We start from the raw sequence: 13105 nt of genomic DNA, 5'->3' as shown, positions 1-13105 counted from the left end.
AGGGAGGTGATATCAGGTTGGGAAGGAGTAAAGAATTCGATACGGCCCTCGTCCTTCATAAAGCAATGGAGGTATTTGGGCAATACGGTTTTGAAGGAGCATCACTTCAGGATTTACTCGGCCATTTGGGCATTGCGCGGCAAAGCCTTTACAATACGTTCGGCACGAAGCGCGGTCTTTTTTTAGCGGCCCTGAAGCGCTATCTCGAGGACAAAAATGCGCAGATCATCGACATGCTCGAAAGACCCGGATCAGTAAAACGCTCGATTCGGCAGATCTTTCGGGAAAGCTTGAACGTCCTGAAGGATCCGGAACGTTCCAAAGCCTGCTATATCATCAACAGCGCGATTGAGCAGATGCCTCACGATGCGGAGCTTTCCGAGTACTTTCAAAAGCAGACAAAAGAGCTTGAAGCTGCATTTTACAAAGCGCTTGTCCGGGCGGAAGCACAAGGTGAATTAAAGGATGGCCGCCATGATCTTCTCGCTGTGGCCCGCTTTTTGAATCAAACGCGGCTGTCGCTCACCTTTAACGCAAAATTAACGTCCGACTTTGACGTTCTTCAGGACATGATCGATGTCTGCTTATCCGTTCTCGATTGATCGCCGAACTCGAGTGACCGGGGGTAAAGGGATGCTCCGCTTTACCCATGTTACTGTCATTTTTTTTATTTATTTTAGACTGATCAGTCTAAAAAGGAGAGGTGAATGACATGAGTGTTAAGGATATTATGGAACAATTTGTACAGTCGATGCTTGAAAAGGATATGGATCGATGGATTGAGCTTTGGGATGACGAGGCTGTATTTGAATTTCCGTACGCACCGGCGGGTTTTCCTGCAAAAATTGAAGGGAAGTCCGCAATTTATGACTATATCAAGGATTTTCCCGAAAAAATCAACATTTCGCATTTTACTCCGCCAGCCGTCTATCAAACGCCTGATCCGACAATCGCTCTTGCGGAGTTTGCATGTGAGGGAACCGTCATCGCAACCGGTCTGCCGTACAACCAGACATACATCAGCTTCATTAAAATAAGGAATGGAAAAATTGTCCGCTACAAAGATTACTGGAATCCGCTGACTGTGATTGAAGCCTTTGGAGGACAGCCCGAGTCCTTTCTTCGCACAAATGATGACAAGGAGTGGTGAAAATGAACGGGAAGCGTATCTTAATAACCGTGGGAACAGGCACGACAGGCGGCCGCATTGCGAAGCGCCTGATCGCTTCGGATGCCGGAAACGTGCGGATTGCAAGCCGGAGAGAACCCCGGATCGCCGGAGCAGAGCATGTGTACTTTGATTGGAACGATGAAACGACTTACAGGGAGGCGCTGAAAAACGCTGATAAACTGTACCTTGTAGCGCCGGTCGGCGTCTATGATCCTTCCGGAGTGGTGCTGCCGTTTATCGAACTTGCCCTGGCAGCCGGCGTCAGGCGTATCGTCATGCTCAGCGCCGCCATCGTCCCCGATGATGGCCCTGTCTTCGGGAAGCTGCACCAGGCGGTCAAAGAGCATGCTCCAGAATGGGCGGTGCTCAAGCCTTCTTATTTCATGCAAAATTTTATCAATGTCCAGCATAGAGACTCCATTGTAAAAAGCAACGAGATCGTCACTGCTTCAGGCGGGGGAAAGGTGGGATTCGTTAATGCGGATGACATTGCTGAAGTCGGTGTGCGCGCATTAATGGACGACATTCCGCATAATACAGACCATGTCATTACAGGCCCCGAAGCATTAAGCTATTCTGAAGCGGCAGAGGTAATCGGTAAAGCCGTCGGCCGTACGGTTCGGCATGTCAATATTTCAGGCCAGACGCTCAGAGACCGGTTGATGAAAGCCGGATTATCGCCGGATTATGCCGGATTTATGGCAGGCTTGGATGAGAACATTAAGAATGGCGCTGAGGACCGCATCACCGGCACGGTCGAGCGCGTGACGGGAAGAAAGCCGCGTTCTCTTGCTGCGTTTGCCGAGGATCACGCGAGCTTCTGGAAGACGATATGATCTGAGCTTCCCATGAATGGAGGACTGGACGGTTTTTTGACCGTTCGGTCTTGAATTTGAAAAGGCGCTGCCCGCGTCAAGCAAATAAAAGGACATCACGGCAAAAGATCAGTAGACTGAAAGTATGATCAAAAAAGGAGGATGTTTCATATGGCAAAACATCATTTTTACTTGCAGGCAGACTGGCCGGGAAAAAGAAACGACGTGGGGAGGATTGAAAGCGGTAATTTAAAAACCGACATATCCATACCGAAGGAAATGGACGGTCCCGGAGCGGGAACAAATCCTGATGAGATGCTGCTTGGCGCGGCAGCGACGTGCTACATCATCACGCTCAGCGCCATGATGGAAAGAAGCGGCCTTGACAAAGAGGATTTGACGATGGAATCAGAAGCTGTCGTCGATGTGACGAAAGGCGTTTTTACATATGAAAAGATCATTCACAGACCTGTGATTCGTTTGAAAAAAGGCGCTTCAGAAAAGGATGCGGAACTTGCCGGCACATTGGCCAAAAAAGCGGAAACGTCATGCATGATCTCCCGGGCCGTTCAAGGGAATGTAGAAATTGAACTTGAGCCGGAAATCATCGTACCTTAAATGTTCAAGGCTTGATCGACGGTCATTTGTCCGGCTGTTTGATCAAGCCTATTCTTCTATGGTAAGCCGTGCGCTTGTCTCCGCGTTTTCTTCCTTTTTTGAATGGTTTAACAAAAAGACGCCATATATGACGAGGACGAGTCCGATGACCGTTTTGGTGTTGAACGGTTCATTGAATAAGAAATATCCGATCCCGGCCGTCAGCGCTGTTCCCGTACCTGCCCATGTGGCATATGCCGATGACAGGGCGAGCGTTTTTAGAGAAAAGCTGAGAAATGTAAAAGAAGAAGCAAACCCGATCACGACGCCGATTGCAGGAACGGGGGCGCTGAAACCTTCCGAAAGCTTCAGCATCGTGCTTCCGAATACTTCTGAAAGAATGGCCGCCGCTAAAAATAGAATTCCTTTCATCTAATCCCTCCTTACGACAAATTGATCAGCACAACACCCGCAACAAGGCAGACGATGCCAAGCATCGCCCGGCGGTTCAATTTTTCTTGAAACCACAGGACGCCGATGACGGTCGTAAGCACTGTGCCCGCGCCGCTCCATGTCGCATATGAAAGGCTGAGCGGAATGGATGTTAATGTCAGCGACATCATGTAGAAGGCCAGCGCATATCCGATCACAACGAGCACCCCCGGCTGCCATCGCTTAAATCCGTCAGAGACTTTCAGCATTGCGGCGGCTGCCGCTTCGGACAATATCGCGACTAGTAGAAACAGATAGCCTGTGATCATAAAAAATCCCCCTTCACGAGATTCGGCGGATGTGCTCATCTGAGAGCTTTTTTTTTGAAAGCGTCAATTCAAACGTTTTTAACATTTTCCCCACCTCGCCGAGCGAAAACGCTTGTCCATTGCGGCGAAGGATTTTTAGACATAAAAAAATCCCCCCGCAATGATGTACGGTAGGCAAAGTTCATCATAAATGATCCGAAAGTTTCAAGTCAAGGTAAAAAGGCCCCGTCCAGGGACCTTTTTTGATTACCAATAGTAAGGATACGGTCCGTAAGGATATCCATATCCGAAACCGGGGCCGAGGAGCGCTCCTGCTGTCAGACCGCCTAAAAATCCGCCGAAAAACGGTCCCGGTCCGAAAAACGGCCTGCCGAAGAACGGTCTCCCAAAGAACGGTCTCCCAAAAAACGGTCTGCCGATGATTCGCTCATCCTCCAAATGATCAAATCCGAATTGATTCATAAAAAAGTCCCTCCAATAATAAAATGATATCTGACTACCATCAATGTATTCCGCCCGGTTGTTTTTGCTTGGGCAGGCGTTTATGCAATGCCCGATTTTTAATGAATCAGCCCGAAAAGGGGAGAAAGAAATGGGATTATATCAGTCAGACTGGTCGAAGGCCCCTGCGCATGCCCATGCATACAGAGCGAGAACGTCTGAAGCCGAAGGCCATATTCATTTGATTGAGGGGTTTACACAGCCGGCAAACGGAAGCAATACAGATTGTCATGTCCATTTTTATTCAGGGATCACGTCCTTTGAGAGAGGACACTATCATAGATACTACGCGATTACGGGGCCTGCCATACCGAGAGCGGACGGTACGCACTACCATGATATCGAAGGAACTACTTATTTGGCTTACAGCACAGCTCTCCCGATCAGATACGGAGGCGTCGTTTATGTCGGTGAAGGACGCCGCAGGAAGACGCACAGACATACATATAAAGGGATGACGAGAGAAGTGGTCGGAAATGAGCCGCTCGGCTGGTAAGGAAATGGAGGAAATGTTTTCCATGGGGCAAAAACGGGTAAAATGAAATAGGTGTTTTTGTGTGTTAAATGGTATAATGGGAGCAGCTTGCTTAAAGAGAGTGATCATTAGTGAATAAAAGGAAACCGCCGGTTATCGTTTTGATCGGACCGACCGCTGTCGGCAAGACGCAGTTAAGCGTGATGCTGGCCGGAAGTTTAAACGCGGAGATTATCAGCGGCGATTCGATGCAGATTTATAAAAGAATGGACATCGGCACAGCAAAAATCAAAGAAGAGGAAATGAATGGAATCCCACATCATCTTCTTGATATCAAGGAACCGACCGAATCTTTTTCCGTTGCTGAATATCAGGAGTTGGTCAGGGAGAAAATGTCTGAAATCGAAAGCCGCGGGAAGCTGCCGATGATCGTAGGCGGAACCGGGCTGTACATTCAATCTGTGCTTTATGACTATTCATTTACGGATGAAGCAAGCGATCCCGCTTTCCGGGCGGAAATGGAGAATATCGCGTCACAAAAAGGATCAGATTATGTGTACGGCCTGCTGTCAGAGCGCGACCCGGAATCGGCGAAAGCGATTCACCCAAACAACACGCGCAGGGTCATCAGAGCGCTAGAAATTCTACATACCTCCGGAAAAACGATGACTGAACATATGGAAGGACAGAAAAGAGAACCTTTGTACAATGCGGCCCTCATCGGGTTAACGATGGACCGCGAAGCGCTTTACGACAGAATTAACAGGCGGGTCGACCAGATGATGGACGATGGGCTTTTGGAAGAAGTGAAGCAGCTCTATGATGAAAAGGTCAGAGACTGCCAGTCTGTTCAGGCGATCGGCTACAAAGAGCTTTATGCATATCTTGAGGGCAGGGAGCCGCTTGAGGCTGCAGTTGAGACTTTAAAGCGAAACTCAAGACGCTATGCCAAACGGCAGCTGACGTGGTTCAGGAACAAAATGGACGTCGCCTGGTTTGATATGACGCCCCCTGTCAAAATTGAGCAGAAAAAACAGGAAATTTTCGCTTATATAGCAGGAAAGCTCGAACTTTAATCGAAACAATATGTTATAGAGAAACAAGGAGGACCAGAATATGAAATCGATAAATATTCAAGATCAGTTTTTGAATCAGATCCGTAAAGAAAATACATTTGTCACGGTCTTTTTACTCAATGGATTTCAACTGCGCGGACAGGTAAAAGGATTTGACAATTTCACAGTATTGCTTGAGACAGAAGGAAAGCAGCAGCTCATATACAAGCATGCCATTTCAACATTTGCACCGCAAAAAAACGTCCAGCTTGAACTCGAATAAGGATTCGCGGCTTCGAAAGACCATGCCCCCTGCATGGTCTTTTTTATGTCCGGGCGGCGCGATGCATACAAATTTACAAAGCAGCCGCGAATCGATAAACTAGGTATTGGTTAACACATAAGTTTTTAAATGCAAAGGAATGAGCGTACAATGAAACCTAAAATTGTCATCAACCATTGGGAAGAAACGTGTGAAGACGAGTCCTGCTACGAATACGGCACAAGCATTCTTGTAAACGGAAAAGAGCTGATCCGCGAGGCATCCATCCTGACGGCCGTTAAATCCGTGCTTGAAGAACTCGGAATCGAAGCCGATATTAAAGAAGTATGCGAGAACAAGTGTTGCGACGCTTACAAAAAATAAGTGAAAAAGTCTAGTCTACTAACTCAATTTTTTTCGTGTTATGATAGATTTCGGTTTGATGAGTAGGGTGAGCGTCAGCTCTCATTCTACTCATATTTCTTTGGCCTGCGGCTCCTCAGCTTGGAGCAAATTGTGAACTTTCTCGACTTGCGTATCAATATATTGTGTTTTTCTGAATGATAGTATACTATATATTGTGTAAGGCGAGTTGAGAGACTCGGGAACAATTTTAATAGGTCGTGATAATGATGATTCAAATCGTATTTGATTCAAAGACGGGGAATGTTCAGCGCTTTGTAGATAAAACGCCGTTTCGGAATAAACGGAAAGTCAGCGCAGACGAGTATTTAGACGAGCCGTTTATTTTGATCACGTACACGACAGGGTTTGGAGAAGTTCCGAAAACAACTGAGATGTTTCTTGAAAAAAACGCCCATCTCTTACTCGGGGTTGCGGCGAGCGGAAACAGAAATTGGGGAGATAATTTTGCGAGGAGCGCAGAAAAAATATCGAGACAGTATCAAGTTCCGATTCTCCACAAATTTGAACTCAGCGGGACGGCCAAAGACGTTGAACTGTTTACTCAGGAGGTAGAAAGAGTTGTCAGAAAATCAAGTGCCAAAATGGATCCAGTTAAACAATGAGATCATGATTCAAAAAGACGGGAAATTCCAATTTGATAAAGATAAAGAAGCGGTACATAGCTATTTTGTTGATTATATCAACCAAAATACGGTGTTTTTCCATGATCTGAAAGAAAAAATCGACTACTTAATCAAAAATGATTATTATGAAGAAGAATTTTTAAGCCGGTACACATTTGAAGAAATCAAAGAAGTGTTCAAAGAGGCATACGCAAAAAAATTCAGATTCCCGTCATTTATGAGCGCTTTTAAGTTTTACAACGATTATGCGCTGAAAACGAACGATAAGAAAAAAATTCTGGAGCGCTATGAAGACCGGATTTCCATTGTCGCCTTATTCTTCGCAAACGGCGATAAGGAGAAAGCGAAAGAGTTCGTCAGAATGATGATCAATCAGGAATATCAGCCGAGCACGCCGACGTTCTTAAATGCCGGCCGCAAACGCCGCGGCGAGCTTGTCAGCTGTTTTCTCCTTGAAGTCAACGATTCGTTAAACGACATTTCCAGAGCCGTGGATATTTCGATGCAGCTTTCCAAGCTTGGCGGAGGCGTGTCCCTCAACCTTTCAAAATTGCGTGCGAAAGGCGAAGCCATCAAAGACGTCGAAAATGCGACAAAAGGGGTTGTCGGCGTGATGAAGCTGCTCGACAACGCGTTCCGCTATGCAGATCAAATGGGACAGAGACAAGGTTCAGGAGCGGCATACTTAAACATTTTCCACCGCGACATCAACGATTTCCTTGATACGAAGAAAATTTCGGCAGACGAGGATGTCAGGGTGAAAACATTATCCATCGGCGTCGTCATTCCCGATAAATTCATCGAGCTGGCGAGAGAGGATAAAGCAGCTTACGTCTTCTATCCGCACACCGTCTATAAAGCGTACGGCGAGCATTTGGACGAAATGGACATGAACGAGATGTACGACCGTTTAGTGGAAGACCCGAGGGTCAAAAAGGAAAAAATAAACCCGCGCAAAATGCTGGAAAAGCTGGCGATTTTAAGATCGGAATCCGGGTATCCGTACATCATGTTCCAGGATAACGTCAACAAAGTTCACGCGAATAACCATCTGTCAAAGGTTAAATTCTCCAACCTTTGTTCGGAAGTGCTTCAGGCTTCCCAAGTTTCGTCTTACACCGATTACGGCCAAGAAGACGAAATCGGTCTGGATATCTCCTGCAACCTGGGATCGTTAAACATCCTGAATGTCATGAAAAACAAATCGCTTGAACAAACGGTCAAGCTTGCGACCGATTCATTGACGCACGTCTCAGAAACGACGAATATCACGAATGCGCCGGCTGTCCGCAAAGCGAACAAAGCGATGAAATCCATCGGCCTCGGTGCGATGAACCTTCACGGATATTTGGCGCAGAACGGCATCGCCTATGAGAGCGAAGAAGCGAGAGATTTTGCGAACACCTTCTTTATGATGATGAACTTCTACTCTATTGAACGTTCGGCAGAGATCGCCAAGCAAAAAGGGGAGACGTTCCATCAATATGAAGGTTCCGCATACGCGACGGGAGAATACTTCGAGAAGTATATCACGCAGGACTTCACGCCTAAATTCGAGAAAATTGCCAAGCTATTTGAAGGCATGCACATCCCGACGAAAGAAGACTGGAAACGGCTGAAGGAATTTGTTGCAGAGCACGGCTTGTACCACAGCTACAGACTGTGCATCGCGCCGACCGGCTCCATTTCATACGTGCAGTCAAGCACAGCGTCCGTGATGCCGATTATGGAGCGGATTGAAGAAAGGACGTACGGCAATTCGAAAACATACTATCCAATGCCTGGACTTGCGCCGAACAACTGGTTCTACTACAAAGAAGCGTACGATATGGATATGTTTAAGGTTGTGGACATGATTGCGACGATCCAGCAGCACGTGGACCAAGGCATAAGCTTTACATTGTTCCTGAAAGATACCATGACGACACGCGATCTGAACCGGATCGATCTTTATGCCCATCACAAAGGCATCAAAACACTTTACTATGCAAGAACGAAGGATACAGGGCAAGAAAGCTGCCTTTCTTGTGTCGTTTGATTAAAGGAGAGTATGAGAAAGTGACGAAAATATATGACGCAGCAAACTGGTCGAAGCATGAAGACGATTTTACCCAGATGTTTTACAACCAAAATGTAAAACAGTTCTGGCTTCCGGAGGAAATCGCCCTAAACGGCGATCTCCTCACATGGAAGTACTTGGGCCAAAACGAGCAGGATACATACATGAAAGTGCTCGCGGGGCTGACGCTTCTGGATACGGAGCAGGGAAACACGGGAATGCCGCTTGTCGCAGAGCATGTCGAAGGACACCAGCGCAAAGCGGTGCTGAACTTCATGGCCATGATGGAAAACGCGGTTCACGCCAAATCCTATTCGAACATTTTCATGACCCTTGCACCGACGGAGACAATCAATGAAGTCTTTGAATGGGTCAAACAAAATAAATACTTGCAGAAAAAAGCGCAGATCATCGTCGGGCTGTACGAAAAAATCAGACAAGGCGACAAAATATCGCTGTTTAAAGCGATGGTTGCCTCCGTCTATCTGGAAAGCTTCCTGTTTTACAGCGGCTTTTACTACCCGCTTTATTTTTACGGACAAGGCAAGCTTATGCAAAGCGGCGAAATCATCAACCTGATCTTGCGCGATGAAGCGATCCACGGCGTCTATGTCGGTTTGCTCGCCCAGGAAATTTACAATCAGCAGACGCCTGAAAAGCAAAAAGAATTATATGAGTTTTCGATCGACCTATTAAACGAGCTTTATGAAAACGAGCTTGAGTATACCGAAGATTTGTACGATCAAGTCGGCCTTTCGCACGACGTGAAAAAATTCATCCGCTACAATGCAAACAAAGCGCTGATGAACCTCGGTTTTGATGCTTATTTTGAAGAGGAAGAGATCAACCCGATCGTATTGAACGGATTAAATACGAAAACAAAATCACACGACTTCTTCTCAATGAAAGGAAACGGGTACAAAAAAGCAACCGTTGAACCTTTGAAGGACGACGATTTTTATTTTGACGAATAGTAAACTTAGTCTGGGCTGCAAGCGCCTAAGACGCCGGCTCCCCGCAGGAAGGGCCGGCACGTAAATGAAGAGCAGAACTTGTTCTGCTCTTTTATCTTGATTGGAGGAACACGGTTACGATGGGAAAAATGGATGAAATGATTCTCGTGGCACCGCGGGAAGACGTATTTGCAAATGAAACGCTGACATTCCAAGGCGTGAATAGCGACAAGGAATCAATCCGGCAAATCATGGCGCATATCGAACGGAACTTCAGCGAAATGAGAAGGGGAGACGCGGAAGAAAACCCTTCTTATAAACAGCCGATTCCGTATGTCGTTATCAAAAGGGAAGATGAAATTTTCGTATATGATCGGCTTGAAGGAGGCGGCGAAGCCCGGCTTCACAACAGGCTTTCGCTCGGTTTCGGCGGCCATATGAACGCTGCGGAAGGCCTCGGCTTTGCGGATGTTTTAAAATTAAACACAGACAGGGAGCTTGATGAAGAACTGTTGATCGATGAATCCGATAAAGGGAACGTGATAACGCTCGGACTGATTAATGATGATGAAAACAGCGTCGGCAAAGTCCATATCGGCATTCTCTCCGCACTTGAGCTGAAACCCGGCGCCCGCGTTGAAGTAAAAGAAAAAGACCAGATTGCAGGACGGTGGATGAAAGCCGCCGATCTGAAAGAAAAAAGCGTGTACGATCGGCTTGAAACATGGTCACAGTTTGTCGTCGACATTTTAGTATAAATGAGAAAGAGGTTCGGCCTTATGAGCCGAATCTTTTTTTGTTTGATCATAAAACCAAAATGCGATATATTGGTTTTATGATGAAGCATAACATTAAACCGCTTAAACGAATGTCGTTTCGTGAAGAAGTATACCAAACGCTAAAGCGTGCAATCGTCCAACTTGAGCTGAAGCCGGGGGAACGCCTTCATGATCAAGAGCTTGCAGCGCAATTCGGAATCAGCCGCACGCCTGTCAGAGAAGCGCTTAAACGGCTTGAAGACGAAGGGCTTGTGGAAGCCGTTCCGGGATCGGCGACAAGAGTCGCGCCGCTAAAAGCCGAGGAAGCAAGGCATGCCTTTACCGTGACGGCCGCTCTGCACGCTTTGGCTGTCAAGCTTTCGGTCCCTTCCTTAACAGAGGCCGCTCTGCAGGAATTGGAGGATTGCAACAAAAGTCTGCAGCATGCGATCGAAAAAGAGGACATCGTTGCAGCCATTGAAGCAGACGACTCTTTTCACCGGGTGTTTTTACATGCGTCGGAAAACCCTGAAATTACCCGTGCACTCGAAAAAATCGTCTCAAAAATTTACCGGCTTGAAATGTCACAGTTTTCTTCAGTCAGCAGTATGAAATCGATAGAACAGCACAAGCGGATTATCGAGGCTTGCAGGCGGAAAGACACCGATGCAGCCGTCAGGCTTGCAGAAGAAAACTGGCTGAGCCTTGGAGAAAGACTGGCCGGACATCCGGAGGGAGAGTAGGAATTTGAAACCGATCGTGCTCGGCATTTTTGCCGCTTTCTTTTTTGCCTTTACGTTTGTTCTCAACAGGGCGATGGAAATGGAAGGAGGGAGCTGGGTATGGAGCGCTTCCCTCCGTTTCATCATGATGGCGCCGCTTCTTTTTGTCATTGTTTGGGCAAGGGGAAATATCAGTGGCGTTTTTCGAGAAATCAAAAAAGCGCCGTTCGTCTGGCTTATATGGAGCACTGTCGGATTTGGCTTATTTTATGCGCCGCTGTGCGTTGCCGCAGCTTACGGTCCGGGCTGGCTGATCGCCGGAACATGGCAGATCACGATCATTTCGGGGTCCTTGATGGCGCCGCTTTTTTACGAAATCGTACAGACGCAGTCAGGGCCTGTAAAGATCAGAGGAAAAATCCCCTATAAGGGGCTGTCGATGTCGCTTATTATTTTGGCCGGAGTTGCGCTCATGCAGCTGGAACATGCTGCACAGCTTTCGCTTCAAGAAATGCTTTTTTGCGTCGTTCCCGTCCTTTTGGCTTCCTTTGCATATCCGCTGGGAAACCGAAAAATGATGGAGGTTTGCGCCGGCCGTTTGGATGCCTATCAGCGTGTATTGGGCATGACGCTCGCAAGCCTTCCGTTTTGGCTCGTCCTTCTAATGTACGGCTTGGCAGCAGACGGACCGCCGGAGAGAGGTCAGGTCATTCAATCGGGCCTTGTGGCCGTTTTTTCCGGAATATGCGCGACCGTCCTTTTCTTCGCTGCAACCGATATGGTGAAGGGGGATATGAGAAAATTAGCGGCTGTTTCACGGATCGACGTCCCATTTTCGATCATATAGTGAAGTACCTTCAGTTTATCTTCTACAGAATAGGTTGTATAGAGTTTTTGAAACGCACTTTCTCCATGGTAATGGTATTTGCGAATCCATACCTGAAACACACCTGACGAAACACCGATCTCTCTGGCGATTGTTTTATGCCCTTCCCTACCCGCAAGATACCTTTTGACCGCTTGTATTTTTTCCTCAGCTGTAAATTTAGCCATAAAAAACTGCACCTCCGATTGTTAGATGGTGTCTAACAATTGGGGTGCAGTTCATTTCCTGTGAAGGAAGGCAGGCTTTTTCTTTATTCCTGATAAAAAAAGGCCTCAAATCCGGCACTTTTCGCTTTCTGAACAAGCGCTTCAGCGTTTTCCTTTGACGAAAAAGCGCCGATTTGAACTTTATAAAGGCTTTCCCTGTAAATCACGATGGCGTCAAACCCATTCGCTTCTGCTTGAGAGGCTAGGGTATCCGCATTTGCTTTTTCCTTAAAGGCCCCAATTTGGACTTTATAAAGAGCTTCAGCCTTTTTGGTAAGGTTAAACGCTCTTGCCAGTCCATTCGCATGCCCTCTGACAATCGATTGAATAAAAGCTGATGATTTTAACTTATCGGCGTCATCGGCATTGTCGACAAACCCGTTTTCCGTCAACAATGCCGGCATCACCGTTTCTCTTAAAACGTGGAAATCGGCCGTCTTTTTTCCGCGATCCCTGAAATCGACGGCTTTTATTATCTCTTCATGAATCCTATCCCTGTAAGTGGTCGTAGGTGCGCCGACGCCCGGATAAATATACGATTCAAAACCAGTGCCCCCGCCGGCATTAATATGGATCGACAGATAAAAATCCGCGCCCCAATTGTTTGCGGCGTTCGTCCTCTGCGTCAGGCTGACAGTCTGGTCGCTTGTCCTGCTTAACTGAACAGAAACATTTTCATATTCATCAAGCAAAAGGTTTCTTAACGCAAGGGCGATTTGTAATGTTATATTTTTCTCGATCAAGCCATTTCCGCTCGCACCTGCATCAGAACCGCCGTGTCCCGGGTCGATGAAAATTTTAACCATATGACATCACCTCATCCATAGTGTATGAA

18 protein-coding genes and 1 pseudogene are annotated in these 13105 nt (G+C 46.9%); 14 read left to right on the top strand and 5 right to left on the bottom strand.

Translation table 11 applies throughout. The annotated features are described in order from the left end of the window. Nucleotides 1-17 precede the first annotated feature (17 nt). The 4 genes from MHB78_RS13485 to MHB78_RS13470 all read left to right on the top strand — a co-directional run bounded on the left by MHB78_RS13485 (nucleotide 18) and on the right by MHB78_RS13470 (nucleotide 2604). Nucleotides 18-602 carry a TetR/AcrR family transcriptional regulator gene (locus MHB78_RS13485; protein ID WP_046132483.1) on the top strand — a complete coding sequence of 195 codons (585 nt, stop codon included), beginning with the start codon at nucleotides 18-20 and terminating at the stop codon, nucleotides 600-602. A gap of 110 nt (nucleotides 603-712) precedes the next feature. Further along, nucleotides 713-1150, top strand: coding sequence for a nuclear transport factor 2 family protein (locus MHB78_RS13480; RefSeq protein WP_046132484.1), 438 nt, complete (start codon nucleotides 713-715; stop codon nucleotides 1148-1150). Nucleotides 1151-1152: 2 nt separating this feature from the next. Continuing rightward, complete coding sequence (locus MHB78_RS13475; protein WP_046132485.1) at nucleotides 1153-2007, top strand: NAD(P)H-binding protein; 855 nt, start codon at nucleotides 1153-1155, stop codon at nucleotides 2005-2007. A 150-nt stretch (nucleotides 2008-2157) separates the two neighbouring features. Continuing rightward, entirely contained in the window at nucleotides 2158-2604 is a 447-nt protein-coding gene (locus MHB78_RS13470) for an OsmC family protein (RefSeq protein WP_046132486.1), read from the top strand. Between the two features lie 48 nt (nucleotides 2605-2652). On the opposite strand, the gene MHB78_RS13465 is transcribed toward MHB78_RS13470, so the two are convergent. From MHB78_RS13465 to MHB78_RS13455, 3 genes are all read right to left on the bottom strand, one after another. After that, nucleotides 2653-3015, bottom strand: a complete 363-nt coding sequence (locus MHB78_RS13465; protein WP_046132487.1) for a multidrug efflux SMR transporter — start codon at nucleotides 3013-3015, stop codon at nucleotides 2653-2655. An 11-nt stretch (nucleotides 3016-3026) separates the two neighbouring features. Continuing rightward, the gene (locus tag MHB78_RS13460; RefSeq protein WP_046132488.1) at nucleotides 3027-3344 is read right to left on the bottom strand and encodes a multidrug efflux SMR transporter; all 318 of its coding nucleotides are present in this window, start codon (nucleotides 3342-3344) and stop codon (nucleotides 3027-3029) included. 246 nt (nucleotides 3345-3590) lie between these two features. Beyond that, complete coding sequence (locus MHB78_RS13455; RefSeq protein WP_046132489.1) at nucleotides 3591-3806, bottom strand: hypothetical protein; 216 nt, start codon at nucleotides 3804-3806, stop codon at nucleotides 3591-3593. Nucleotides 3807-3936: 130 nt separating this feature from the next. Here MHB78_RS13455 and MHB78_RS13450 point away from each other — a divergent pair, with 130 nt between their 5' ends. The 10 genes from MHB78_RS13450 (at nucleotide 3937) to MHB78_RS13405 (ending at nucleotide 12025) form a co-directional block, all read left to right on the top strand. Beyond that, complete coding sequence (locus MHB78_RS13450; RefSeq protein WP_046132490.1) at nucleotides 3937-4341, top strand: YmaF family protein; 405 nt, start codon at nucleotides 3937-3939, stop codon at nucleotides 4339-4341. Nucleotides 4342-4451: 110 nt separating this feature from the next. Then, entirely contained in the window at nucleotides 4452-5396 is a 945-nt protein-coding gene (miaA, locus tag MHB78_RS13445) for a tRNA (adenosine(37)-N6)-dimethylallyltransferase MiaA (RefSeq protein ID WP_046132491.1), read from the top strand. Nucleotides 5397-5436: 40 nt separating this feature from the next. Beyond that, nucleotides 5437-5658: an RNA chaperone Hfq gene (hfq, locus tag MHB78_RS13440; RefSeq protein ID WP_006640257.1), complete on the top strand. Its 222-nt coding sequence runs from the start codon at nucleotides 5437-5439 to the stop codon at nucleotides 5656-5658. Nucleotides 5659-5808: 150 nt separating this feature from the next. Continuing rightward, a complete protein-coding gene (locus MHB78_RS13435; protein WP_046132492.1) occupies nucleotides 5809-6021 on the top strand; it encodes a hypothetical protein in 213 nt (70 codons plus the stop codon). Between the two features lie 248 nt (nucleotides 6022-6269). Beyond that, nucleotides 6270-6665 (top strand): class Ib ribonucleoside-diphosphate reductase assembly flavoprotein NrdI, encoded by a 396-nt coding sequence (nrdI, locus tag MHB78_RS13430; protein ID WP_046132493.1) that lies wholly within the window; start codon nucleotides 6270-6272, stop codon nucleotides 6663-6665. Continuing rightward, on the top strand, nucleotides 6622-8724 hold the full coding sequence (gene nrdE, locus MHB78_RS13425) for a class 1b ribonucleoside-diphosphate reductase subunit alpha (RefSeq protein ID WP_046132494.1): 2103 nt from the start codon (nucleotides 6622-6624) through the stop codon (nucleotides 8722-8724). Before nrdI ends, nrdE begins: the two co-directional genes overlap by 44 nt. A 20-nt stretch (nucleotides 8725-8744) precedes the next feature. Beyond that, the gene (gene nrdF / locus MHB78_RS13420; RefSeq protein ID WP_046132495.1) at nucleotides 8745-9719 is read left to right on the top strand and encodes a class 1b ribonucleoside-diphosphate reductase subunit beta; all 975 of its coding nucleotides are present in this window, start codon (nucleotides 8745-8747) and stop codon (nucleotides 9717-9719) included. A 119-nt stretch (nucleotides 9720-9838) separates the two neighbouring features. Further along, nucleotides 9839-10456, top strand: coding sequence for a hypothetical protein (locus MHB78_RS13415; RefSeq protein ID WP_046132496.1), 618 nt, complete (start codon nucleotides 9839-9841; stop codon nucleotides 10454-10456). A gap of 77 nt (nucleotides 10457-10533) precedes the next feature. Then, the gene (locus tag MHB78_RS13410) at nucleotides 10534-11199 is read left to right on the top strand and encodes a GntR family transcriptional regulator (protein WP_046132503.1); all 666 of its coding nucleotides are present in this window, start codon (nucleotides 10534-10536) and stop codon (nucleotides 11197-11199) included. Between the two features lie 4 nt (nucleotides 11200-11203). After that, nucleotides 11204-12025 (top strand): multidrug resistance efflux transporter family protein, encoded by an 822-nt coding sequence (locus tag MHB78_RS13405; protein ID WP_046132504.1) that lies wholly within the window; start codon nucleotides 11204-11206, stop codon nucleotides 12023-12025. On the opposite strand, the pseudogene MHB78_RS13400 reads toward MHB78_RS13405, so the two are convergent. Together MHB78_RS13400 and MHB78_RS13395 are read right to left on the bottom strand one after the other, a co-directional pair. After that, nucleotides 11971-12231: pseudogene (locus tag MHB78_RS13400) on the bottom strand (transposase); the annotation flags it as partial. The gene MHB78_RS13405 and the pseudogene MHB78_RS13400 overlap by 55 nt on opposite strands. A gap of 83 nt (nucleotides 12232-12314) precedes the next feature. Further along, complete coding sequence (locus tag MHB78_RS13395) at nucleotides 12315-13076, bottom strand: N-acetylmuramoyl-L-alanine amidase (protein ID WP_046132758.1); 762 nt, start codon at nucleotides 13074-13076, stop codon at nucleotides 12315-12317. Between the last annotated feature and the right edge of the window lie 29 nt (nucleotides 13077-13105).

This window comes from Bacillus sp. FSL K6-0138 (assembly GCF_037982765.1).
In the GTDB taxonomy this organism is placed as follows: domain Bacteria; phylum Bacillota; class Bacilli; order Bacillales; family Bacillaceae; genus Bacillus; species Bacillus glycinifermentans.
The sequence above is the reverse complement of the archived record's forward strand: the minus strand, read 5'-3'. Positions and strand labels throughout refer to the sequence as shown.